Below are 22,864 nucleotides of genomic sequence, written 5' to 3' on the forward strand. Positions count from 1 at the left end.
GGCGGCGACGGCGCCCGCCGAGCCGTGCAGCGCGAGCGGCGGCCGGCCCGGCCGCTGCACGGCGGCCCGGATGCGCTCGGCGACCAGTTCGTAGTGGGTGCAGCCGAGCACGACGGTGGTGACGTCGGCCGGGGTCAGCGCCGCGGCGGCGGCCACGGCGGCGTCGATCGCGGCCTCGTCGGCGTGCTCGACGGCCTCGGCGAGCCCGTGGCAGGGCACCTCGGTGACCGGCAGCCCGTCGGCGAAGTCCCGGATCAGGCCGCGCTGGTAGGCGCTGCCGGTGGTGGCGGGCGTCGCCCAGATGGCGAACGGGCCACCGCCGGCCGCGGCCGGTTTGATCGCCGGGACGGTGCCGACGACGGGCAGGCCCGGCTCGTGCCGCTCCCGCAGGGCGGGCAGCGCGTGCACGGTGGCGGTGTTGCAGCCGACGATCAGCGCGTCCGGGCGGTGCGCGGCGGCGGCCTCGGCGACGGCGAGGGCCCGGCCGGTCAGGTCCGCGGGCGTGCGCGGCCCCCAGGGCATGCCGTCGGGGTCCAGGGAGAGGATGAGATCGGCGTCCGGTCGCAGGCGCCGTACCGCGGCGGTGGCCGCCAGCAGACCGATTCCGGAGTCCATGAGCGCGATCTTCACCCGGCCACGATAGACGATGACAGGCGCGGGCCCGCCGCCGTGGGGGAGACTGCGCACGTGAACGCCGTTGTCTGGATCGCCGCCGTATCACTCGCCGCCTGGCTGTGGCTGCTCCTTGGCCAGGGCTTCTTCTGGCGCACCGACGTCAGACTGCCGCCCCGCCGCAGCCCCCGCCCCGGCACCGGGTGGCCGTCCGTGTGCGTGGTCGTCCCGGCCCGCGACGAGGCGGCGGTGCTGCGGGCCAGTCTGCCGTCACTGCTCGCGCAGGACTATCCGGGGCGGGCGGAGATCTTCCTGATCGACGACGGCAGTACGGACGGCACCGGCGCGCTGGCCCGCGAACTGTCCCTCGGGGTGGGCGGGCTGCCGCTGACCGTCGCCTCGCCCGGGGAGCCGCCCCCGGGCTGGACCGGCAAGCTCTGGGCGGTGCGGCACGGCATCGAGCTGGCCCGCGCGCGCGAACCCGAGTACCTGCTGCTGACGGACGCCGACATCGCGCACGCCCCGGACAGCCTGCGGGAGCTGGTGGCCGCCGCCCGTACCGGGGGCTTCGACGCCGTCTCCCTGATGGCCCGGCTGCGGGTGGCCAGTGTCTGGGAGCGGCTGGTCGTACCGGCCTTCGTCTACTTCTTCGCGCAGCTGTACCCGTTCCGCCGGATCGGCCGGCCCGGGGCGCGGACGGCCGCGGCGGCGGGCGGCTGTGTGCTGCTGCGCACCGAGACCGCCGAGCGGGCCCGCATCCCGGACACCATCCGGCAGGCGGTGATCGACGACGTGGCGCTGGCCCGGACCGTCAAGCGCGGCGGCGGGCACATCTGGCTGGGGCTGGCCGACCGGGTGGACAGCGTGCGGCCCTATCCGCGCCTGGCCGACCTGTGGCGGATGGTCGCGCGCAGCGCGTACGCCCAGTTGCGGCACCACCCGCTGGTGCTGCTCGGCACGGTCGCCGGTCTCGCGCTGGTGTACCTGGTCCCGCCCGTCGCCCTGGTCGCGGGCGTGGTCACGGGGAACGTGGCGGGCGCTGTCCTCGGCGGCCTGGCGTGGCTGGTGATGACGGGGACGTACCTGCCGATGCTGCGCTACTACCGGCAGCCGCCGTGGCTGGCGCCGCTGCTGCCGTGCACCGCGGCGCTGTACCTGCTGATGACGGTCGACTCGGCGGTCCAGCACTACCGGGGGCGGGGCGCGGCCTGGAAGGGCCGGACCTACGCCCGTCCCGAGGCCGTCCCCGAGGAGGGCTGAGGGCACCCGCGCGGGCGGCTCATTTGCGGCCGGGCGTCCAGTTCATGCCCCAGCCGTAGGCGCGGTCGACGGTGCGCTGCGGGCTGACACCGCGCTCGGGGACCAGATAGCGGGCCTCGCGCTGGACGACGAGGTCGTCGCCGGTGTTGGTGATCAGGGCGAGCGCGCACACCGTGGAGGGGACCGTGCACTCGTCGAGGGAGAAGTCGACGGGGGCGCCGTGCTGCGGCCGGAGGGTGACGGTGGCCTTCAGGTCGGCGAAGGAGCGCGCGCCCTCGTAGATGGTGACGAAGACGAGGACGCGGCGCAGGTCGCGGGTGTGGTCGAGGTTGACGGTGAGGTTCTCGCCGCTCGCCACGGCGCCGGTGCGGTCGTCGCCGTCGAGGTGGATGAACGGGGGCCGGTCCAGGGCGCCGAAGGCGTTGCCGAGGGACTGGATGACGCCCTTGCTGCCGTCGGCGAGTTCGTACAGGGCGCACAGGTCGAGGTCGAGGCCGCCCTGCGGGGCGAGCGACCGGCCCAGCTTGCGCACCCAGCCGGAGCCGGAGGACGGGGCCGAGGACGGCCCGCGGGTCTGCCAGTTGAGGTTGACGTGCAGGGCGCCACAGGTGCCGCCCTGCTTGGTCAGCGAGACGGACGGGGCGGCCTTGGTGAGCGTGACCTTCGTCAGCCGGACCGGCGGCGGGGGCGGCTGGGCGGGCGCGGGCGCCGCGGTCACCGGGGGCTGCGGGGGCCGCGCGGGTTCGTCCACCGTGATGCCGTAGTCGGTGGCCAGGCCCGCCAGTCCGCTGCCGTAGCCCTGGCCGACGGCGCGGAACTTCCAGCTGCCCTGGCGGCGGTAGAACTCGCCCAGCACGAAGGCCGTTTCGACCGTCGCGCCCGGGTTGTCGAAGCGCGCCGCCACCGTGTCCCCGGCCGCGTCCCGGACCTCGATGTAGAGGCCGGGGACCTGGCCGAAGGCGCCGCCGTCGGCGGAGGCGGCGAGCACGACGGTCTCGACGGCCGGCTCCACCCCCGCCAGGTCGACGAGGAGGCTGTCGGTCGTCCGGCCGCCGGCCTCCCGCTTGCCCTCGTGGCGGACGGCTCCGGAGCTGTGCGCCGGCTGGTTGTAGAAGACGAAGTCCGCGTCGGAACGGACCTTTCCGTTCACCAGGAGCAGCGCCGAGGCGTCCACGTCGGGCACGCCCGGGCCGGCCCGCCAGCCCATTTCGACGCGCAGCGCCCCCGTCGGCACCGCGGTGTTCGAGCCTTTGGCCATGACCATGTCCGGCTCCCTTGTTTCTTGCCGAGAACGCGCCCGGGCGCGTTCCGGGCGTCCGTCCATTCTGCCGCGCGTGGCGCGTTTCCGCCGTCGCCCGCCCGGCCAACTCCCCCGGACGGTCCGGGGAACCGGGCCGCAACCGGCCGGTAACACGTTCGCAAGTCGGCCTTTATCAGAAGATCGCGTTCCGGGCATGCCCTTTTTCATCAAGTTCGCTCGCATTGGGGATCCCAGGTCACGGCGGACACGGAAAACAACCCTCTTATCGGTCTCCCCAACCAGCACATCGTGGGCTTAACTTATGTGCCATGACCTCCCCCCGCTCCACCTATGGCGGCGGCTACTACTCCGCCTCCTTCCCGGACACCCCGATCTACGACTCGCTCGTGGCCGAACGGGGCACTCCGCAGATCGCCCCGATCCGGGTCCCCGCCGCGTACGACGCCCCGGGCAGTCATCTGCCGGCCCTCCCGTCCGCGCTTCCCGCCCTGCCGGCGGCGCCCTCCCAGCCTTCCTACGGCTACCCGCAGCAGGTCCCCCAGCCCGCGCCGCTCCAGCAGGCCCCGGCCGCCTACATCCCGCAGCAGATGACGGCGCCGCGCGGCTACCCCGCGCCCCAGCAGTACCAGCAGCCCCGCCCGGCGGCGCCCGCGCCGACCGGGTACGAGGCGATGCGCCCCGCGGCGCCCCGGCCCGCGCCGGCCCCGGCGCCGTACCAGGACCCGTACAACAACCAGCAGTACCGGGGCTACTGAGCCGGACCCGCCGGCTGTCGGTGCCGCCTGGCACGATGGCCTCATGGGGAACGCGCGACTGCGGTCGATCCACGTACATCCGGTCAAGGCGTTCCGGGGTGTCTCGCCCCGGGCGGCCGAGGTGGAGCCCTGGGGGCTGACCGGAGACCGCCGCTGGATGCTGGTCGACGACGGGGGAAAGGTCGTCACGCAACGCCAGCGGCCCAGCCTCGCGCTGGCCGCCGCCGAGCCGCTGCCCGGCGGCGGCGTACGGCTGTCCGCGCCCGGCGCGCGGCCGCTCACGGTGCCCGCGCCGGACGGCGGGGAGACGGTCATGGTGGAGCTCTTCCGGGACAAGGTCTGCGTGACACCGGCCGCGGACGAGGCCGCGCACGCGTGGTGCGCCGCGTATCTGGGCGCGGAGACACGTCTCGTCCACCTGGACGACCCGGCCACGCGCCGGCCGATCGACCCCGCGTACGCGCGGCCCGGCGAGACCGTGTCCTTCGCCGACGGCTATCCGCTGCTGCTGACGGCCACCGCCTCCCTGGACGCCCTCAACTCGCTGATCGCGCGGGGCGATCACGCCGCCGAGGGCCCGTTGCCCATGAACCGGTTCCGGCCCAACGTGGTCGTGGACGGCACCGGGGCGTGGGCGGAGGACGGCTGGTCGCGCGTGACCATCGGCGAGGTCTCCTTCCGGGTGGCCAAGCCCAGCGGGCGGTGCGTGGTGACCACCACCGACCAGGACACCGCCGCCCGCGGCCGGGAGCCGCTGCACACCCTGGGCCGGCACCGCCGCCGGGACGGCAAGCTGCTCTTCGGGCAGAACCTGGTGCCGCTGTCCCGCGGCACGGTACGGGTCGGCGACCCGGTCACCGTCGACGGCTGACCCGGCCCGAGCGGCCCGCCGGCCGTGATCGTCCGGCGGGAACCCGGCGGCGGGTGCCGCGCGTTGACCCGGATGAGAAGTTCATGAGTGGTCCGCCGGGGCGCCCGGCGGAAGCCGCCGGGAGGTGATCCACCGAGGGTGATCTCGCTCTCTCTTCGACGGCCGCGCTCTTGAACGGCTCGGTCCGGGGTTATCACGGAGCGGGAAGGGGGTGCGGACCGTGCGAGCCATCAGGGGACTGTGGCGCTGGCGGCACAATCCGCTGCGCCGCGCGACCGATCTGGCCGAAGCCTGGGTGGCGCTGGCCACCCTGCTGTTCATGCTGTGCGTCGCACCGGTGCTGGGCGTGCTGGTGGGCACCGCCGCCGACGACGCCCTGCGCCGGTCGGTCCACGACCAGCAGCAGACCCGCCACCGGGTGACGGCCACCGTCGTGCGCGAGCTGGACCGCTCACCGCTGGACGTGGACCCGGAGACCGCCGCCGCGGGTGACCTGCGCAGCCGCGTTCTGGCCGAGTGGACGGCACCGGACGGATCGGCCCGGCACGGCCCGGTCCTGGCGAGCATCGACTCCCCGCACGCCGGCGACCGCTTCGGAATATGGACGGACCAGCACGGCCGGACGGTGGCCCGCCCGCTGGACGCCGCCACCGCCGCGACCCACGCGGTGCTCGCCGGGACCGGTGCCGCCCTGGCGGCCGCCGCCCTGGCCGAAGGAGCCCGCCGGCTGGTCCTGTGGCGCATGGTCCGCCGCCGCTACGCCCGCCTGGATCGGGCCTGGGACCGGGCCGGTCCGGACTGGGGCAGGACGGGCACCGGCAGTTGACCGGCTTCCGCCTCCGGTCAACCCACCCCTGCGGCGCACGCTACGGTGGACCGGCCGAACCCGTTTCGGCATCGACCCGCGCGTGAGAAGCACCGGGGCATGCCCCCGGCGGCCGACGAGCCATCAGTACGACGAGGTGGGGGCACAGCAACGCCATGGCACAGGGCACGGTCCAGGTGACGCACACCGGTACGTCGCGGTGGCGGCGCCGCACGGGCGAGTACGCATCACTCGCCGCCGCCCTGGAGGCCGCGGCCGACGGTGACGTGCTCACCATCGCCCCCGGTACCTACCGGGAAAACCTCGTGATCCAGCGGGCGGTGACCCTGCGCGGTCCCGACGGCTCGCACGGATCGGTGCGGATCGCGCCCCTGGACGGGGTGCCGCTCACCGTGCGCGCCTCGGCCGTGGTGCAGGACCTGCACGTCGAGGGACAGGACGCGGCGGCCCCCGCCGTACTGATCGAGGAGGGCACTGCGGAACTGCTCGACGTCCGGGTCGTCACCCGCTCCGCCGCCGGGATAGAGGTGCGCGGCGCCGCGCGTCCGACGGTGCGGCGGTGCTCCGTCGACAACCCGGCGGGCATCGGCATCGCCGTGGTCGACGGCGGCGGCGGGGTGTTCGAGGAGTGCGAGGTGGTCGCGGCCGGCCAGGAGGGCGTCGCGGTGCGCTCCGGCGCCCGGCCCCGGCTGGAGCGCTGCCGGATCCACCACGCCGCGGGCTCGGGCCTCACCGCGACCGGGGAGCACTCCTCGGCGGAGGCCGTCGGCTGCGAGATCTACGAGGTACGGGGCAGCGGCGTCCAGGTCACCGGCCGGGCCACCGCCCACCTCACCGACTGCGACGTGCACCGCACCACCGCCGACGGCATCACCCTGGACACCGACGCGGTGCTCACCCTCGCCGACTGCCGCATCCACGACATCCCGGAGAACGCGGTGGACCTGCGCTCCCGGTCCGTCCTCACCCTGACCCGCACCACCGTGCGGCAGTTCGGCCGCAACGGCCTGTCGGTGTGGGACCCGGGCACCCGGGTGGACGCCAACCAGTGCGAGATCTTCGACAGTACGGGCGACTACCCGGCCGTGTGGGTCAGCGACGGCGCCACCGCGGTGCTCGACTCCTGCCGGGTGCACGACGTGCCGGACGCCCTGTTCGTCCTGGACCGCGGCTCGCGCGCCGACGTCGTCGACAGCGACCTCTCCCAGGTGCGCAACACGGCCGTGTCGGTGAGCGACGGCGCCACCGCGCAGCTCGACGACTGCCGGATCCGGGAGGCGGCGACCGGCGCCTGGTTCCGCGACCACGGCAGCGGCGGCACGCTGAACAACTGCTCCGTCGACGCCACCCGCACCGGCGTGATCGTCACCAAGGGCGCCGACCCCACCATCGAGCGCTGCGTCATCGACTCCCCCGGCGAGGCCGGCGTCTATGTGTCGGCCGGCGGCCGCGGCAGCTTCCTGAACTGCCGGGTCACGAACAGCGGCGGCTACGGCTTCCATGTGATCGACGGCTGCCGCAGCACGCTGCGCAAGTGCCGCACCGAGCGGTGCGCGCGCGGCGGGTACGAGTTCGCGGACGCCGGGGCGGACGCGGGCGACGCGGGTCCGGTGGTCGAGGACTGCACCAGCGACGAGAGCACCCACCTGCGGCCGCCCGAGAACCGGGAGCCCGCGGTCCAGGCCGTGACCCGGTCGCCGGGGCTGCTGGGCTCGATCCCCGGCCAGCGCAGCACCGAGCAGGAGCCGCTGGTCACGGCCGCCGCGCCGGAGCGGCCGGCCCGCTCCTCCCAGGACGTGCTGGGCGAACTGGACGCGCTGGTGGGCCTGGAGAGCGTCAAGCTGGAGGTGCGGGCGCTGATCGACATGATCGAGGTGGGCCGGCGCCGGCAGCAGGCGGGCCTGAAGGCGGCGTCGGTCAAACGGCACCTGGTCTTCACCGGCTCCCCCGGCACCGGCAAGACGACGGTGGCCCGGCTGTACGGCGAGATCCTGGCCTCGCTCGGGGTGCTGGACAAGGGCCACCTGGTCGAGGTGTCCCGGGTGGACCTGGTCGGCGAGCACATCGGCTCCACGGCGATCCGCACCCAGGAGGCGTTCCAGAAGGCGCACGGCGGGGTGCTGTTCATCGACGAGGCGTACGCCCTCTCCCCCGAGGACGCGGGCCGCGACTTCGGCAAGGAGGCCATCGACACCCTCGTCAAGCTGATGGAGGACCACCGGGACTCGGTCGTGGTGATCGTCGCCGGCTACACGGCGGAGATGGAGCGGTTCCTGTCGGTCAACCCCGGGGTGGCGTCCCGTTTCTCGCGGACCATCACCTTCGGCGACTACGGGCCCGAGGAGTTGCTGCGGATCGTGCAGCAGCAGGCCGACGAGCACGAGTACCGGCTGGCGCCGGGCGCGGCCGAGGGCCTGCTGAAGTACTTCACGGTGCTGCCCAAGGGCCCGGCGTTCGGCAACGGGCGGACCGCCCGCCAGACCTTCGAGGCGATGGTGGAGCGGCACGCCAGCCGGGTCGCGCAGGTCGCGGACCCCAGTACGGACGAGCTGACCCTGCTCTACGCCGAGGACCTGCCCGCGCAGCCCTGAGTCCCGCCGTCGGCGCCCGGCACCGTGCCGGGCCCGTCCTCGTCGGGCCGGGGCGCGGGCACCTCCGGGCGCAGCCGGGCCAGCAGCCGCCCGCGTTCCTCGGCGAACGCCGGGTCGGCCTGGTAGTCGCCGTGCTTGAGGATCGGCGCGGGCAGCGGGTGCTCGGCGGTGCGGCCGTAGGAGAGGGGGTCGTTCAGCGGCGGGCGGTCGACCTCCGGGCCGCAGTCGCCGGGCAGCCGCACCGGGCCGCCGATCGGGTCGGTGAGCCGGTACAGATTGCGCCAGCAGTCGATCTCGCGGTGCAGGGCGGCGAGCGAGTCCGGTCCGAAGTAGGCGGGGAACCAGCGGCCGTAGAGCCGCTCCAGCGGGGAGCCGTAGGTGAGCAGGGCGACCCGGCCGCGGGCGGACGGCTCCAGTTGCCAGGCCGCCGCGGCGGCCAGCACACTGCCCTGGGAGTGCCCGGAGAGCACGAGCCGACCGCCGGTGGTCCGGGTCCAGGTGGCCATCCGCCAGGTGAGGTCGGGCACGGCGCGCTCGGCGTAACAGGGCGGGGCGAACGGGTGGGCGGCGCGCGGCCAGAAGGTGCCGACGTCCCACAGTATGCCGATGCTGCGCCGCGCGGAGGCGTCCTTGTAGGCGCGGCGGCCGCCGGTGACGAACAGTATGAAGCCGAGGCCGACCAGCCAGGAGCCGACCGCCTGGGCGGTCTCGGCGGCGCCGTGCACGACGGCGTACGACCCGTCGGCGGTCTCGGCCGGGGTCTGTCCGGTGGTCAGGGCGCCGACCAGGGCGGCCAGGCCGAGTACGAAGGTCGTGGTGGAGACGACGGTGACCAGCAGCGGCACCCGGTCGGTGAGGCCGGCCATCGCGCGGGCGGCGGCGACCTTGCGGCGGGGGGCCGGGTCGCCGGTCTCGTCGGGGTGGCCGCCCGCCGCCTCGTCCGTCACCTCGGCGCGTTCCGCGCGGGCCCGGGACCAGGTGCGCCGGGCGAGCAGGGCGAGCAGCGCGAGGACCACCAGGAGCAGCGGCGGGATGACGGACGCCTGCCAGGTCAGCAGGACCGGCGGGCCGGCCAGGGCGGTGCCGGTGCCGTCCAGCCAGTCCGACACCCGCTGGGCGACGCCGCCGGACATGACGCCGCCCAGGGCGCCGGCGAGCATGACGACGGCGGGCCCGCCCAGGCCGCGCATCGCGGCGCGCCGGTCGGGCGCGGTGCGGTACAGCAGGTGGGCGACGACGGCGAGGGCGATCACCAGCAGTCCCTGCACGGCGGCGAGGCCGCCGAACACCGCGTCGCCCGGCAGCCGCCCGGCGGACGCCCACCCCGGCCGGTCCCAGCCGGCGTACCCCGCGGCGAGCAGCAGCAGGGCGAGCGCGGCGAGCGGCAGCCGTCGTACCAGGTGTTCGTCGAGGGCGCGGTCCTGCAGCCGTTCGCCGCGGCCCCGACGGCAGACCACGCCCACCACGACGGCGGCCAGCGCGAGCAGCGCGGCCTGGAGGAGCCACCCGGCGAGGTCGAGCGGCGCGGGTCCGCCGGGCCGGCGGTCCAGGCGCGCCGCGGGTACCACGAGGCCGCCGGCGACGGTCAGCAGCCCGGCGGCGGTGTGCGCGGCGCGCAGCCGGGCCACCAGCCGGCGCCCGTACCAGAACCCGGGGCGGCCCAGGGCGTTGCGGCCGGCCGTCTCGTCCGGTTCGGGCTCGCGGTCCATGGGCCGCTGGGACTCGTAGGCGCGCCAGGTGCGCAGGGACAGGTACCAGAGCAGGCCGGTGAGCGCGGCGGGCACCAGGGCGGCCAGCGCGAGCCGGCGGCCGGGGCCGCTCCACCAGCCGCCCTCGGCCGGGGAGAGGAAGCCCAGCCAGGAGTGGCGCGCGGCGCACGCCTCGGTGCCCGCGCACTGCCAGGCCGCGAGGTCCAGGGCGACCTCCGCGGCGGCGGCGACCAGCAGCACCGTCAGGGTCAGTCCGGCGAGCCGGACCAGCAGGCCGTACAGCCGCCTCGTCCGCTTGCGGCCGGACGCGGCGGGGCGCATCCAGTGGGCGAGGTTGACGACCATGAAGGGCAGGAGCAGCAGCCACAGCGCGCGGGTGCCGTCGCCGGAGGTGAGGTTGCACCAGACGTACGCCTCGGGCACCGGCTTGTCCCGGTAGTCCTCGGGGCGGGCCTCGGCGTCGGCGTCCTCGGTGCGGCGGAAGACGGCGGCGATGTCGTCGCCGGTGACCCGGACCGTGCGCGGGTCGTCGAGCATCTCCTGCGGTGAGGAGCCGCCCACCCCGTGCACCAGCAGTTCCAGGGCGGTGCCGGTGCCCTGTCCGTCGTTCCCCGCGGCCTTGTGCGTGGCCCGCTGCTGCGCCTGTTCCACCGTGTCGCACTTCCCCCGTGACGCGCCGTCGGCTGTGTCCGTGCGGGCACAGGATCTCCGCTCGGCGGACGGCGTACACCTCTCCCCACCGAATCTCCCCCAACTGTGTGACACGCGGCGTACGGATGAGACCTGAGTGACATGTGCGCGACGGGCAGGTGGTGGCGCGCCGTGGGACGGGGCGTGCGAGGATGGGGCGTCGGCGCACCGGGGCGTGCGGAGGTCCTCGCCGCAGCGGGCGCGCCGGGCGGACTGGTGGCGGCGAGAGGACCGGAGCGTACGTGAGCGAGAATCAGAACCTCCTCGCGGAGCAGCGGCGGGCTTTGATCCTCGACGAGGTGCGGCGCCGCGGCGGGGTCCGGGTCAACGAGCTGACCCGCCGGCTCGGCGTGTCGGACATGACGGTCCGCCGCGATCTGGACGCGCTGGCCCGGCAGGGCGTGCTGGAGAAGGTGCACGGCGGTGCGGTGCCGGTGGTCGAGGCGAGTACCCACGAGCCCGGTTTCGAGGCCAAGTCGGGTCTGGAGCCGACCGCCAAGGAGGAGATCGCGCGGGCCGCGGCGGACCTGGTCGCGCCGGGCGCGGCGATCGCGCTGTCGGGCGGTACGACGACGTACGCGCTGGCGCACCGGCTGGTGGACGTGCCGGAGCTGACGGTGGTGACCAACTCGGTGCGGGTGGCCGACGTGTTCCACGCGGCGCAGCGCACCTCGGGGGCGCGGCAGGCCGCGGCGACGGTGGTGCTGACCGGCGGGGTGCGCACGCCGTCCGACTCGCTGGTGGGTCCGGTGGCCGACCAGGCGATCGCGGCGCTCCACTTCGACACGCTGTTCCTGGGTGTGCACGGCATATCGGCACGGGCCGGGCTGTCCACGCCGAACCTCGCGGAGGCCGAGACCAACCGGCGCCTGGTGCAGTCGGCGCGGCGGGTCGTGGTGGTCGCCGACCACACCAAGTGGGGTGTGGTGGGCCTGAGTTCGTTCGCGGCGCTGGACCGGGTGGACACGCTGGTGACGGACGCCGGGCTGCCGGACGCGGCGCGCGCGGAGATCGCGGAACATGTGCGGGTGGTGGTGGCGGGCGAGGCCGAGCAGTCGGAGCGGCCCGAGCCTGCGGAGCAGGACGGCTGACGGGGGCCGGCTCGTCCCGTGCGAAGCCGCCGGTCAGGCCGGCCAGACGCCCGTGCGCAGCAGGGACTCGATGGCCGCGGCGTACGGCTCGATGCGCAGGCCCTGTTCGGCCAGCCAGGTGTCGGAGTAGTACTTGTCGAGGTAGCGGTCCCCCGGGTCGCACAGCAGCGTCACCACGCTGCCCCGGCGGCCCTCGGCCACCATTTCGGCGACGATCTTCAGCGCGCTCCACAGGCCGGTGCCGGTGGAACCGCCCGCCTTGCGGCCGATGACCCGCTCCAGGGCGCGCACGGCGGCCACGCTCGCCGCGTCCGGCACCTTCATCATCCGGTCGATGGCGCCCGGCACGAAGCTCGGTTCCATCCGGGGCCGGCCGATGCCCTCGATCCGGGAGCCGCAGTCGCAGGTGACGTCCGGATCGCCGGTGGTCCAGCCGTCGAAGAAGCAGGAGTTCTCCGGGTCGGCGACGCAGACCCGGGTGTCGTACTGCATGTAGTGCACATAGCGGGCGAGGGTCGCCGAGGTGCCGCCGGTGCCGGCCGTGGCGACGATCCAGGCCGGTTCCGGGAACCGCTCCAGGCGCAGCTGACGGAAGATCGACTCGGCGATGTTGTTGTTGCCGCGCCAGTCGGTGGCCCGCTCGGCGTAGGTGAACTGGTCCATGTAGTGCCCGTCGGTCCGCGCGGCGAGCCGGGCGGACTCCTCGTACATCTGGCGCGAGTCGTCCACGAAGTGGCAGCGGCCGCCGTGGAATTCGATCAGGCGGATCTTCTCCGCGCTGGTGGTGCGCGGCATGACGGCGACGAAGGGTACGCCGATCAGTTTCGCGAAGTACGCCTCGGAGACGGCCGTCGAGCCGCTGGACGCCTCGATCACCGGGCGGCCGGGCCGGATCCAGCCGTTGCACAGGCCGTAGAGGAACAGGGAGCGGGCCAGGCGGTGTTTGAGGCTGCCGGTGGGGTGGGTCGACTCGTCCTTGAGGTAGAGGTCGATGCCCCACGGCTCGGGCAGCGGGAACCTCAGCAGATGCGTGTCGGCCGAGCGGTTGGCGTCCGCCTGGACCTTGCGGACGGCCTCTTTCAGCCAGCCGCGGTACGCCGTGTCGCCGCGGTCGACGTCCAGCGTCGCCCCGGTCCCGGTGGGCGGGATCCCGGTGGGTGGGGGAGTGCTCACGGCACGGCTCCTTACGCTGGGCGCCGACGGCGCCTCGCGCGGCCGCCTGTGCCGATCATAAGCACGTTTCCCGCACGTCTCTCACCTGCATAAAGGCCCCTTTGGGGGGCTCAAAGCAACCTCTGGGGCGGCGTGCGAGGCACGGCAGGGGGGCGCATTTGCGCCAGTGCTCCGGGCGGCACCGGGAAGGGACTCGCGCGCACTGGTGCTCGACGCCGGTGGCGGGCAGACTGCTGCCGGTGGAACGCGGCCCCGCCTCCGGGTCCCCGCGTTCACGACACGAGCCGGCACCGGCCCACCTGGAGCGCGGTCCGGCCACCGACGCGCACGAGGGGGCGGCGGCATGGCGGAGCCGGAGTTCACGGCCACCGGCGTACGGATCGACAAACGGCTCCGCTCGCTCACCCGGGCCGGACAGGTCCGGATCAGCGACGGCAGGCTGGAGCTGCTCACCAGCTACGGCAGCGAGATCGACAGTGCCCCGGTGCGGTCGGTGCGCGCCGCCAGACCCTGGTTCGCCGCCGAGGACCGCGCCTTCGCCGAGCTGGACGGCAAGCGGTACCTGCTCACCCTCGGCGAATCCGATCCCGCCCCGGGCGAGTCGGGCCCGGCGGCCGCCCGCCGGTTCATCGAGGCCGTGCGCCGGGCGGCGGGACACAGCGACTGAGATGCCCGTGGGTTGCGCCGTCTCACCCCTTGCGTCACGCTGGTCTCACGTCACTCTGGGTTTACCGGCGATAACGCTGCGAACCAGCCCGCCGGCCATGACAGCAGGCGGTCGCGTGACGCACACGTCTGCTGGATCCGTCCTCAGTGTTCTTCCGGACCTCTATGTCGGGGAGTCGCAGCCGTGATCAGTCACCCAAGCAGGCACTGCACGGTGGAGCTCCAAGCCCTGCCGTCGCGGATCGGCCAGGTCCGCAGAATCGTATCTGCGCAATTGCGCTACTGGCATCTCGATTCCCTGATCGACCGGGCGGCGCTCGGCGTGACGGAACTCCTGACCAACGTTCACCAGCATGCCCGGCCGGACAAGACGTGCACCGTGGAGATCGAGCTGCTGCTCGACCGGCTCACGGTCTCGGTGCGGGACCGCGATCCGCGGCTGCCCGTGGTGGACGAGGCCGAGCCGCTCGCGACCTGCGGGCGCGGTCTCGCCATGGTGGCCGCGATGAGCGAGAGCTGGGGCGCCCGGCCGGACGGCGAGTCCGGCAAGGTGGTCTGGTTCACCCTCCCCACCCCGCCGTCCGTTCCACCGCTGCCCGGCCGTCCGCCGCGCCGGCTGGTCGAGGAGGTGTCCGCCGAACCGTTCAGCCAGGTGGCACGTACGGCTCCCGCCCGGTCGGCCGTTGCCGGCTGATCGGGCGGTGACGGGTCCCTCCGGGGTGCGGGGGTGACCGCGCGTCGTCCGGGCGGTCGGGCGGTCGGAGGCGGTCGGGTGGGGTGCGGTGATGGCTGTTGTGGTGAGCTGCGGGTCGGTTGTGGCTGGGCGCGCAGTTCCCCGCGCCCCTGGAGCGTGGTGAGCTGCGGGTCCGTTGTGGCTGGTCGCGCAGTTCCCCGCGCCCCTGAGGGGAGCGGTGGCGCGGGCGCTTCGGAGTGGGCCGTCGGGTGGTGGGGTGTGCGTCAGCCCAGTACTGCCAGTGGGTCGTCGAGGACTGGTTGCCAGGCCAGTTCGGCCGCGCCCACCAGGCTGTTGTGGTCCAGGGTGCAGGGCAGCACCGGGACGCCGCCGCTCTGTCCCCACAGGCTGCGGCCGGCGACCACCGCGCGCAGCCGGTCCGGGTCGGCGCGCAGCAGGTCGCGGTGGAGGCCGCCGAGGATGATGCGGTCCGGGTTGAGGATGTTCACCAGGCCGGCCAGGCCCTGGCCGAGGCGGTCGAGGAGGGTCTCGGCGGCGGTGCGGACGGCCGGGTCGGCGTAGTGGTCGCGGACCAGGTCGATGGACTGCTGGAGGAGGGACTGCTCGGGTCCGGGTTCCCAGCCGGCCGCGGTGAGGAAGGCCAGCGGGTCGGTCTCCACGTCCAGGCAGCCGCGGCTGCCGCAGTGGCAGGGGCGGCCCGCGGGGTTGACGGTGAGGTGGCCGACCTCCAGGGCCAGTCCCGAACTGCCCGAGTGCAACCGGCCGTCGAGGACCAGGGCGCCGCCGACGCCCCGGTGTCCGGTGGCCACGCAGAGCAGGTCGCGGGAGCCGCGGCCGGCGCCGTGCCGGTGTTCGGCGAGGGCGGCGAGGTTGACGTCGTTGGCGGTGAAGGCGGGCCCGTCGAGGCCGGCCGCGCGCACCTGCTCGGCGAAGATCTGCCGGACGGGGGCGCCCGCGGGCCAGGCCAGGTGCAGCGGGTTCAGCGCGAGGCCCTCCGGTTCGGCCACCGCGGACGGTACGGCGAGGCCGGCGCCGACGCAGCGCCGGCCGGTGCGGTCCAGGAGTTCGGCGCCGGCCTCCACGACCGAGCCGAGGACCTTCGCCGGGTCGGCGTCGACGATCTCGCAGCCGGGCGTGGTGGCGACGATCCGGCCGCCGAGCCCGACCAGCGCGGCCCGGTAGCCGTCGGCGTGCACCTGGGCGGCGAGGGCGACGGGGCCGTCCTCGGCGACCGCGAGGCGGTGCGAGGGCCGGCCCTGGGAACCGGCGGGGGCGCCGGGCCGGGCGTCGACCCGGATCAGGCCGAGCGCCTCCAGTTCGGCGGCGACCGCGCCGGCCGTCGCCCGGGTCACGCCGAGTTCGGCGGTCAGGACGGCGCGGGTGGGGGCGCGTCCGGTGTGCACGAGCTCCAACGCGGGCCCGAGCGCCCCGCGCCCCCGGTCCAGCCGCGTCCTGGAGGTGGTCCCGTCCCCCGCCCGCCGGGGGTCCGCCTTGCCGCTCATGGGGGTGAGTCTCCCATGATCCGGGCCGAAGGCGGCCGGTACGGTGGGGGCCAGTGCCGGGAGGGACGCCCTACAGTCCGCTCACCCGCAGGGTGATGTTCAGCCGCCCGGTGAGGCCCAGCCCGGACGGTGCGGTGCCGGGGCGGACGCGCGGCACCCCGTGGTACGCGAGCCGGGCCGGGCCGCCGAACACGAACAGGTCGCCGCCGCGCAGTTCGACGTCGGTGTACGGGCGGTTGCGGCTCTCGGTGATGCCGAACCGGAAGACACAGGTGTCGCCGAGGCTGAGGGATACCACCGGCGCGTCCGCCCGTTCGTCCTCGTCGCGGTGCATGCCCATCCGGGCGTCGGCGGCGTAGAAGTTGACGAGGGCGATGTCGTACGGCGCCGCGGGCACCGCCGGTGCGCCCAGCGCGTCGGTCACCGCGCGGCGGGCCAGGTCGCCGAGCCGGGCGGGGAACGGCTTGACGGGAGCGCCGTCGCCGTCGACGACCGTGCGGGAGTAGGCGTACGGGTACGCGTGCGGGCCGGGGCAGTCCGGGTTGGCGCGCACCGCCCGGCCGCAGTGCGGGCAGCGGGGCACCGGGCCCCAGTGCCGGCCCAGGCAGACCTGCCGGGCGGTCATCGTGCCGCCGCCCGGGGTGCGGACCGTGCGCAGTCCGGCGGGCGGGCGGGACCAGTCCCGGCAGGCGTCCAGCAGCTCGCGCTGGAGCCCGGCGTCCAGCCAGTTGGGGAGGTGCACGGCGCCGGGCGCGATCTCGGTACGTTCCCGGGGAAACAGCTCGGCGTCCATGTCCTCCATCGTGCACGACCGCCGCCCGGTCCTCGCCCGACCGCCGCCCGACCGGCCCTGAGCTGCGGCTCGGCTAGCCTGGACGCACGATGGACGAGCGCGACGACCGTATGACGACCGAGTGGGGCGAGCCGGTGCTGACCCGGTTCCCCGACGATCCACGCGACCGGCTGCGCGCCTGGGACGCCTCCGACGAGTACCTGCTGGCGCATCTCGCCGCGGAGCGGGTGCCGCTGTCCGGGACGGTCGTGGTGCTGGGCGACCGCTGGGGCGCGCTGGTGACGGCGCTGGCGGCGCACCGGCCGACCCAGATCACCGACTCGTATCTCGGCCGGGAGGCGACCCGCGCCAATCTCGCCCGGAGCGGTGTCGAGCCGGCCGCGGTGCGACTGCTGACCACGCAGGACCCGCCGCCGGAGCGGATCGACGTACTGCTGGTGCGGGTGCCCAAGAGTCTGGCGCTGCTGGAGGACCAGTTGCTGCGGCTGGCGCCGGCGGTGCACGAGGGGACGGTCGTCGTCGGCACCGGGATGGTGAAGGAGATCCACACCTCGACGCTGGCGGTGTTCGAGCGGGCCCTCGGCCCGACCCGGACCTCGCCGGCGAAGAAGAAGGCCCGGCTGATCTTCTGTACGCCGGACCCGTCCCCGGCGCGGCCCGCCAACCCCTGGCCGCTCAGCTACCGCCTGCCGGACGGCATCGGGCCCGTCTCGGGCCGGACCGTCGTCAACCACGCGGGCGTCTTCTGCGCCGACCGGCTGGACATCGGCACCCGGTTCTTCCTGAAGCACCTGCCGGCCGGCGGTGCCCGGAAGGTGGTCGACCTCGGCTGCGGCAACGGCGTGGTCGGTACGGCGGTGGCGCTGGCCGACCCGGCGGCCGAGGTGCTGTTCACCGACGAGTCCTTCCAGGCGGTGGCCTCGGCGGAGGCGACGTACCGGGTCAGTGGGGCGGGCCGGAACGCCGAGTTCCGGGTCGGTGACGGGCTGGCCGGGGTGCCGGACGGCAGTGTCGACCTGGTGCTCAACAACCCGCCGTTCCACTCCCACCAGGCCACCACCGACGGCACCGCGTGGCGGATGTTCAGCGGTGCCCGGCGCGCGCTCGGGCCGGGCGGTGAGCTGTGGGTGGTCGGCAACCGGCACCTCGGCTACCACGTCAAGCTGCGCCGCCTGTTCGGCAACAGCGAACTGGTGGCCTCCGACCCGAAGTTCGTGGTGCTCAGGGCCGTCAAGAGGTAGGCCGGGTCAGGGGGTGAGCCGGCCCACCACCTTCAGTACGTCCGCGACCGTGCGGGTCATGGCGTCCCGGCCCTCGGTCAGGTAGCCGCGCGGGTCGACCGCCTCCGGGTGGGCGGCGAGGTGCTCGCGGACCGCTCCGGTCAGGGCGATGTTCAGCGCGGTGCCGACGTTGACCTTGGCGATGCCGCCGGCGACCGCCGCGGTGAGTTCGCCGTCCGGCACCCCTGACGAGCCGTGCAGCACGAGCGGGACGTCGAGCGCGGCCGACAGTTCCTTGAGCAGGTCGTGGTCGAGGGCGGCGGTGCGGGTCGTCATGGCGTGCGAGCTGCCGACCGCGACGGCCAGCGCGTCCACTTTCGAGTCGGCGACGTAGCCGCGGGCCTCGGTGGGGTCGGTGCGGGCGCCGGGCGCGTGCGCGTCCAGCGGCGGCGCGCCGTCCTTCCCGCCCACCTCGCCCAGCTCCGCCTCGATCCACAGGCCCTGGGAGTGCGCCCAGTCGGCGGCGGCCCGGGTCGCGGCGAGGTTCTCGGTGTACGGCAGTTGGGCGGCGTCGTACATGACGGAGCTGAAACCGGCGTCCCGGGCCTGCCGCAGCAGGGCGTCGCTCTTGACGTGGTCGAGATGGAGGGCGACCGGGACGGCGGCGCGTTCGGCGGCGGCGACGGCGGCGCGGGCCAGTGGTGCGAGCCGGCCGTAATGGAACTTCACGGCGTTCTCGCTGACCTGGAGGATCACCGGCACGGCCACCGACTCGGCGCCGGCCACGACGGCCTCGACGTGTTCCAGGGTGATGACGTTGACGGCGGCGACGGCGGTACGCGCCGCTGCGGCGCGGGCGACCAGGTCGCCGGTGGTGGCGAGGGGCACGGGTCTGTCCTTTCCCTGCGGCCGGTCAGGGCGCGAGGATCACCGAACGGGTCAGGTGGCGCGGCTGGTCCGGGTCCAGGCCGCGGGCGGCGGCCACGGCGACCGCGAGCCGCTGGGCGCGGACCAGTTCGGCCAGCGGGTCGAGGGTGCCCGCCACCCACATCCCGCCAGTGGCCGCTACCTGCTCGGCCAGTCCGCCGGGTGCCGCGCCGAGCATCCAGGTCGCCGTGGTGGCGGTGGTGACGCTGATCGGGCCGTGCCGGTACTCCATCGCCGGGTACGCCTCGGTCCAGGACAAGGACGCCTCGCGCATCTTCAGCGCGGCCTCGTTGGCCAGTCCGACGGTCCAGCCGCGGCCCAGGAAGGTGAACTGGGTGCGGTCGACGAGCCCGTCGGGCAGATCGGTGGCGAGGGCGGTGCGGGCGTCGGCGACGGAGTCCTCGACGGGCCGCCCGAGGTGGGCGCGGAGCAGGGTCAGCGCGGTGGTGGCGAACCGGGTCTGCACCACCGAGCGTTCGTCCGCGAAGTCCAGGACGACCAGGTCGTCGGCGGCCGTCATCACGGGCGTGGCGGGGTCGGCGGTGATCGCGGTGGTGCGGGTACGGCCGCGCAGCCGGCCGAGCAGTTCCAGCACCTCGGTGGTGGTGCCGGAGCGGGTGAGGGCGACCACCCGGTCGTAGGAACGGCCGTGCGGGAACTCGGAGGCGGCGAAGGCGTCCGTCTCGCCCTGGCCGGTCTCCTCGCGCAGCGCCGCGGCGGCCTGCGCCATGAAGTACGAGGTCCCGCAGCCGACGATCGCCACCCGCTCCCCCGCCGCCGGCAGCGCGCCGCCGTGCCGGGCCGCCTCCGCCGCCGCGCGGGTCCAGCACTCCGGCTGGCTGTTCAGCTCGTCCTCGACGTATGTCATGACCACACCCTCCCCAAGATTGATTGTTCCTGCAAGATATAGCGAGCTTTCGAGCACAATCAAGCATTTGGCGGAAGCGGGTGTGCGTTAGGGTCGGCCAGGGACCGAGGAACGGAGGGTGCGCATGTCGCGCGACGCCCGCTGGAAGACGCTGCTGGAGCTGCTCGTCGAACGCGGCCGGCTGGATGTCGAGGAGGCGGCGGCCGAGCTGGCGGTGTCGGCGGCGACCATCCGCCGCGACTTCGACCAGCTCGCCGGGCAGCAGATGCTGGTGCGCACCCGCGGCGGCGCGGTGGTGCACGGGGTGTCGTACGAGTTGCCGCTGCGGTACAAGACGGCGCGGCGCGCCTCGGAGAAGGAGCGCATCGGACGGGCCGTCGCCGAACTGGTGGCGCCCGGCGAGGCGGTGGGGCTGACCGGCGGCACGACCACCACCGAGGTGGCGCGGGCGCTGGCGGTGCGCCCCGATCTGGCCGCGGGCACGCCCGCGCTCACCGTCGTCACCAACGCGCTGAACATCGCCAACGAGCTGGCCGTGCGGCCGCAGTTCAAGATCGTGGTGACCGGCGGGGTGGCACGGGCGCAGTCCTACGAGCTGATCGGGCCGCTCGCGGACGGGGTGCTGGGGCAGGTCACGATCGACGTGGCGGTGCTGGGTGTGGTCGCGTTCGACGTGGCGCACGGGGCCGCCGCCCACGACGAGGCGGAGGCCGCCATCAACCGGCTGCTGTGCGAGCGCGCCGAACGGGTGGTGGTGGCCGCCGACTCCACCAAGCTCGGCCGGCGGGCGTTCGCCCGGATCTGCGCGGCCGAGTCGGTGGACACGCTGGTGACGGACGCCGCGGTGGACGCGGACACGGTGCGGCGGTTCGAGGAGGCGGGGATCGCGGTCGTCGCGGTGTGAGCGGCCGCGGCTTCGTCCTCGGGCTCAGCGGACGGGGGGCGGGGATCGCGGTCGTCGCGGAGCCGGCGCCGCCCTCCGGCTCGGGCTCAGTGGCCGTGGTCCGTGTCGGGCTCCTCGGTGTGGGTTGACGGCGCCGGGGTGGCCTCGTGGGTCTTCCCCGCCCGGACCGTGAAGGCCGCCGTGCGGACCTTGCCCGCGTGCCGGAAGTCAAGGAAGAGGCGGTAGGCGCCGGCGCTGGGCGCGGTGGCGGTGAAGGAGACCGTGGGGCCGGGCTTCGTGGTGCCGTCGCCGGGGGCGCCGTTCGGGTGGACGTGCAGATGGGCGAGGTCGCCGGAGCGCAGCGCGACCAGGTGGCCGTAGGCGCCGAGGTAGGGCTGGAGGTCGGTGACCGGCCTGCCCTCGCGGCTGACCGTCAGGCGCAGTTCGCTCGCCCGGTCCGGGCGCAGCGCACCGGTCAGCCGCACGTCGTAGCCGTCGGCCTCGGCGGTGGCGGCCGGGGCCGGCAGACCGCGCGGCGCGTACGGGCCGGCGGCCGCCAGGTCGGCCCCGAGGGTGAGGTTCTCGGCGCCGTGCCGCGCCGGGGTGAAGTCGGCGAACACCCGGTAGCCGCCCGCCCGGGGCAGGTCGACGGGGGTGCTCCAGGTGCCGTCGGCGGCGCGGGCCGGGTGCAGGTGGCGGTAGGTGCCCAGGTCGCGTGAGGCGACGATGAGGTGGAGTTCCTTGTCGTGCTCGCGCCGGTAGGCGGTGACGGCCCGGCCCTGGTCGTCGCGGACGGTGAAGCTCAGCTCGGTGCGCCGCCCGGCGGTGACGCGGGGCGTGTCGAGGTCGAGCGTGTAGCCGTCCTCGGCGATCTGGAGCCCGCCCGCCGGGGCGCTTTCGTGGCCCCCGTGTCCGTCGCCGCCGCCCGGTGTCGGCGTGGGATCGCCGTGCTCGTCGTGGGCGGCGGGCGCGGGCTCCTCGACGACCGGGTCGAAACCGGTGCCCACGCCGTAGGCCGCGCCGAAGGTGGCGGCCAGGGCGGCCGCGAAGGCGGTGATCCTCAGTCCCGTGTTCATGGTCGTCGTCTCCTCGGCTACGGGGCCCGCCCGATACGGATGTACCCCTCCATGCAGCTCACCATACCCCCAGGGGGTACCGAGTCAAGCGGCTCGACGACTTGCTTCGGGTACCCCCTGGGGGTATACATGGTTCGGCATCGTCCCCCATGACCTGGAGCTGCCATGACCACCTCGACGGCCAGTCGCACCACGGAGGCCGAACTCGCCATCGGCGGCATGACCTGCGCCTCGTGCGCGGCGCGGGTCGAGAAGAAGCTCAATCGGCTGGCCGGCGTCACCGCCACCGTCAACTACGCCACCGAGAAGGCCCTGGTCAGCTACCCCGCCGGGGTATCGGTGGGCGAGCTGATCGCCACCGTCGAGGCCACCGGCTACACCGCCCGGGAGGCCGTGCCCGAGACTCCCTCGGCCGGCCCGGAACCGGCGGCCGAGCACGACACACTGCGTCCGCTGCGGCAGCGGCTGGTCACGGCCGTGACCCTGGCCGTACCGGTGGTCGCGATGGCGATGGTGCCCGCCCTTCAGTTCACCTACTGGCAGTGGCTCTCGCTGACGCTGGCCGCGCCCGTGGTGACGTACGCGGCCTGGCCCTTCCACCGGGCGGCGGTCACCAACGCGCGGCACGGCGCGGCCACCATGGACACCCTGGTCTCGGTGGGCACCTCGGCGGCGTTCCTGTGGTCGCTGTGGGCGCTGTTCCTCGGCACGGCGGGCACACCGGGCATGACTCATCCCTTCGAGCTGACCATCGCCCGCCAGGACGGCGCGGGCAACATCTATCTGGAGGCCGCCGCCGGTGTGACCGCTTTCCTGCTGGCCGGGCGGTACTTCGAGGCCCGCGCCAAGCGGACGGCCGGCGCCGCGCTGACGGCGCTGCTGGAGCTGGGCGCCAAGGACGTCACCGTGCTGCGCGACGACGGCGGCGAACACACCGTCGCCAGCTCGGAGTTGCGGCCCGGCGACCGTTTCCTGGTCCGTCCCGGGGAGAAGATCGCCACCGACGGCACGGTCGTCGAGGGCACCTCGGCGGTGGACACCTCGATGCTCACCGGCGAGTCCGTGCCGGTGGAGGTGACCGCCGGGGACGCCGTCACCGGGGCCACGGTCAACGCCGGCGGCCGGCTGGTGGTCGAGGCCACCCGGGTCGGCGCCGACACCCAACTCGCCCGCATGGCCCGGATGGTGGAGAACGCGCAGAACGGCAAGGCGGCGGCGCAGCGGCTGGCCGACCGGATCTCCGCCGTGTTCGTACCGGTCGTCATCGCCCTCGCCCTGGGCACCCTGGGGTTCTGGGTGGGCAACGGCGCCGGGCCGGCGGCGGCGTTCACCGCGGCGGTCGCGGTCCTGATCATCGCCTGCCCCTGCGCGCTGGGCCTGGCCACCCCCACCGCCC

The 22,864-nt window shown here is 74.6% G+C and carries 20 protein-coding genes; 11 read left to right on the forward strand and 9 right to left on the reverse strand.

Going from position 1 to position 22,864, the window contains the following annotated elements; all coding sequences use genetic code 11:
• A partial coding sequence (locus ACTT8P_RS33595; protein WP_442835575.1) for a glutamate racemase occupies positions 1-630 on the reverse strand: 630 nt, incomplete at its 3' end.
• A 39-nt stretch (positions 631-669) separates the two neighbouring features.
• Between ACTT8P_RS33595 and ACTT8P_RS33600 the strand changes: the two genes are divergently transcribed.
• A complete protein-coding gene (locus ACTT8P_RS33600) occupies positions 670-1,872 on the forward strand; it encodes a glycosyltransferase (RefSeq protein ID WP_442835576.1) in 1,203 nt (400 codons plus the stop codon).
• A gap of 19 nt (positions 1,873-1,891) precedes the next feature.
• Here the strand turns inward: ACTT8P_RS33600 and ACTT8P_RS33605 are convergent, their stop codons facing one another.
• Positions 1,892-3,130 carry a TerD family protein gene (locus ACTT8P_RS33605; RefSeq protein ID WP_442835592.1) on the reverse strand — a complete coding sequence of 413 codons (1,239 nt, stop codon included), beginning with the start codon at positions 3,128-3,130 and terminating at the stop codon, positions 1,892-1,894.
• 311 nt (positions 3,131-3,441) lie between these two features.
• Here ACTT8P_RS33605 and ACTT8P_RS33610 point away from each other — a divergent pair, with 311 nt between their 5' ends.
• The 4 genes from ACTT8P_RS33610 (at position 3,442) to ACTT8P_RS33625 (ending at position 8,176) form a co-directional block, all read left to right on the forward strand.
• Positions 3,442-3,888, forward strand: a complete 447-nt coding sequence (locus ACTT8P_RS33610) for a DUF6643 family protein (protein WP_442835577.1) — start codon at positions 3,442-3,444, stop codon at positions 3,886-3,888.
• Between the two features lie 43 nt (positions 3,889-3,931).
• Positions 3,932-4,759 carry an MOSC domain-containing protein gene (locus ACTT8P_RS33615; RefSeq protein WP_442835578.1) on the forward strand — a complete coding sequence of 276 codons (828 nt, stop codon included), beginning with the start codon at positions 3,932-3,934 and terminating at the stop codon, positions 4,757-4,759.
• A gap of 220 nt (positions 4,760-4,979) precedes the next feature.
• Entirely contained in the window at positions 4,980-5,585 is a 606-nt protein-coding gene (locus ACTT8P_RS33620; RefSeq protein WP_442835579.1) for an Rv1733c family protein, read from the forward strand.
• 155 nt (positions 5,586-5,740) lie between these two features.
• Complete coding sequence (locus ACTT8P_RS33625; RefSeq protein ID WP_442835580.1) at positions 5,741-8,176, forward strand: right-handed parallel beta-helix repeat-containing protein; 2,436 nt, start codon at positions 5,741-5,743, stop codon at positions 8,174-8,176.
• Here ACTT8P_RS33625 and ACTT8P_RS33630 read toward each other — a convergent pair.
• Positions 8,146-10,536 carry a hypothetical protein gene (locus tag ACTT8P_RS33630; protein ID WP_442835581.1) on the reverse strand — a complete coding sequence of 797 codons (2,391 nt, stop codon included), beginning with the start codon at positions 10,534-10,536 and terminating at the stop codon, positions 8,146-8,148. The genes ACTT8P_RS33625 and ACTT8P_RS33630 overlap by 31 nt on opposite strands.
• Before the next feature lie 281 nt (positions 10,537-10,817).
• On the opposite strand from ACTT8P_RS33630, the gene ACTT8P_RS33635 reads away from it, so the two are divergent.
• Positions 10,818-11,666, forward strand: coding sequence for a DeoR/GlpR family DNA-binding transcription regulator (locus tag ACTT8P_RS33635; RefSeq protein WP_442835582.1), 849 nt, complete (start codon positions 10,818-10,820; stop codon positions 11,664-11,666).
• A 33-nt stretch (positions 11,667-11,699) separates the two neighbouring features.
• Here ACTT8P_RS33635 and ACTT8P_RS33640 read toward each other — a convergent pair whose 3' ends face one another.
• Positions 11,700-12,839 (reverse strand): PLP-dependent cysteine synthase family protein, encoded by a 1,140-nt coding sequence (locus ACTT8P_RS33640; RefSeq protein ID WP_442835583.1) that lies wholly within the window; start codon positions 12,837-12,839, stop codon positions 11,700-11,702.
• 343 nt (positions 12,840-13,182) lie between these two features.
• Between ACTT8P_RS33640 and ACTT8P_RS33645 the strand changes: the two genes are divergently transcribed.
• The gene (locus tag ACTT8P_RS33645; protein WP_361175143.1) at positions 13,183-13,506 is read left to right on the forward strand and encodes a hypothetical protein; all 324 of its coding nucleotides are present in this window, start codon (positions 13,183-13,185) and stop codon (positions 13,504-13,506) included.
• 213 nt (positions 13,507-13,719) lie between these two features.
• Positions 13,720-14,199 (forward strand): ATP-binding protein, encoded by a 480-nt coding sequence (locus ACTT8P_RS33650; RefSeq protein WP_442835584.1) that lies wholly within the window; start codon positions 13,720-13,722, stop codon positions 14,197-14,199.
• Positions 14,200-14,462: 263 nt separating this feature from the next.
• On the opposite strand, the gene ACTT8P_RS33655 is transcribed toward ACTT8P_RS33650, so the two are convergent.
• The gene (locus ACTT8P_RS33655) at positions 14,463-15,701 is read right to left on the reverse strand and encodes an ROK family protein (RefSeq protein WP_442835585.1); all 1,239 of its coding nucleotides are present in this window, start codon (positions 15,699-15,701) and stop codon (positions 14,463-14,465) included.
• Positions 15,702-15,771: 70 nt separating this feature from the next.
• Positions 15,772-16,494: an alpha-ketoglutarate-dependent dioxygenase AlkB gene (locus tag ACTT8P_RS33660; protein WP_442835586.1), complete on the reverse strand. Its 723-nt coding sequence runs from the start codon at positions 16,492-16,494 to the stop codon at positions 15,772-15,774.
• 110 nt (positions 16,495-16,604) lie between these two features.
• Here ACTT8P_RS33660 and ACTT8P_RS33665 point away from each other — a divergent pair, with 110 nt between their 5' ends.
• Positions 16,605-17,735 (forward strand): methyltransferase, encoded by a 1,131-nt coding sequence (locus ACTT8P_RS33665; protein WP_442835593.1) that lies wholly within the window; start codon positions 16,605-16,607, stop codon positions 17,733-17,735.
• Between the two features lie 6 nt (positions 17,736-17,741).
• Here ACTT8P_RS33665 and ACTT8P_RS33670 read toward each other — a convergent pair whose 3' ends face one another.
• Both ACTT8P_RS33670 and ACTT8P_RS33675 read right to left on the reverse strand, forming a co-directional pair.
• Positions 17,742-18,602 (reverse strand): class II fructose-bisphosphate aldolase, encoded by an 861-nt coding sequence (locus tag ACTT8P_RS33670; protein WP_442835587.1) that lies wholly within the window; start codon positions 18,600-18,602, stop codon positions 17,742-17,744.
• Positions 18,603-18,627: 25 nt separating this feature from the next.
• Positions 18,628-19,509 carry an SIS domain-containing protein gene (locus tag ACTT8P_RS33675; RefSeq protein WP_442835588.1) on the reverse strand — a complete coding sequence of 294 codons (882 nt, stop codon included), beginning with the start codon at positions 19,507-19,509 and terminating at the stop codon, positions 18,628-18,630.
• A gap of 124 nt (positions 19,510-19,633) precedes the next feature.
• Here ACTT8P_RS33675 and ACTT8P_RS33680 point away from each other — a divergent pair, with 124 nt between their 5' ends.
• Positions 19,634-20,413, forward strand: coding sequence for a DeoR/GlpR family DNA-binding transcription regulator (locus tag ACTT8P_RS33680; RefSeq protein WP_442835589.1), 780 nt, complete (start codon positions 19,634-19,636; stop codon positions 20,411-20,413).
• Positions 20,414-20,499: 86 nt separating this feature from the next.
• Here ACTT8P_RS33680 and ACTT8P_RS33685 read toward each other — a convergent pair whose 3' ends face one another.
• Positions 20,500-21,468: a hypothetical protein gene (locus ACTT8P_RS33685; protein WP_442835590.1), complete on the reverse strand. Its 969-nt coding sequence runs from the start codon at positions 21,466-21,468 to the stop codon at positions 20,500-20,502.
• A 165-nt stretch (positions 21,469-21,633) separates the two neighbouring features.
• Here ACTT8P_RS33685 and ACTT8P_RS33690 point away from each other — a divergent pair.
• A partial coding sequence (locus ACTT8P_RS33690; RefSeq protein WP_442835591.1) for a heavy metal translocating P-type ATPase occupies positions 21,634-22,864 on the forward strand: 1,231 nt, incomplete at its 3' end.

It is taken from the genome of Streptomyces sp. JW3 (assembly GCF_052216785.1).
GTDB lineage: Bacteria > Actinomycetota > Actinomycetes > Streptomycetales > Streptomycetaceae > Streptomyces.

Excerpts from the sequence above, each read along its gene's own strand:
- ACTT8P_RS33685 (WP_442835590.1), bottom strand. The coding sequence starts at position 21,468 with ATGAACACGGGACTGAGGATCACCGCCTTCGCGGCCGCCCTGGCCGCC.
- ACTT8P_RS33660 (WP_442835586.1), bottom strand. The coding sequence starts at position 16,494 with ATGGACGCCGAGCTGTTTCCCCGGGAACGTACCGAGATCGCGCCCGGC.
- ACTT8P_RS33680 (WP_442835589.1), top strand. The coding sequence starts at position 19,634 with ATGTCGCGCGACGCCCGCTGGAAGACGCTGCTGGAGCTGCTCGTCGAA.
- ACTT8P_RS33645 (WP_361175143.1), top strand. The coding sequence starts at position 13,183 with ATGGCGGAGCCGGAGTTCACGGCCACCGGCGTACGGATCGACAAACGG.
- ACTT8P_RS33605 (WP_442835592.1), bottom strand. The coding sequence starts at position 3,130 with ATGGCCAAAGGCTCGAACACCGCGGTGCCGACGGGGGCGCTGCGCGTC.
- ACTT8P_RS33655 (WP_442835585.1), bottom strand. The coding sequence starts at position 15,701 with ATGAGCGGCAAGGCGGACCCCCGGCGGGCGGGGGACGGGACCACCTCC.
- ACTT8P_RS33675 (WP_442835588.1), bottom strand. The coding sequence starts at position 19,509 with ATGACATACGTCGAGGACGAGCTGAACAGCCAGCCGGAGTGCTGGACC.
- ACTT8P_RS33625 (WP_442835580.1), top strand. The coding sequence starts at position 5,741 with ATGGCACAGGGCACGGTCCAGGTGACGCACACCGGTACGTCGCGGTGG.
- ACTT8P_RS33615 (WP_442835578.1), top strand. The coding sequence starts at position 3,932 with ATGGGGAACGCGCGACTGCGGTCGATCCACGTACATCCGGTCAAGGCG.
- ACTT8P_RS33665 (WP_442835593.1), top strand. The coding sequence starts at position 16,605 with ATGACGACCGAGTGGGGCGAGCCGGTGCTGACCCGGTTCCCCGACGAT.
- ACTT8P_RS33610 (WP_442835577.1), top strand. The coding sequence starts at position 3,442 with ATGACCTCCCCCCGCTCCACCTATGGCGGCGGCTACTACTCCGCCTCC.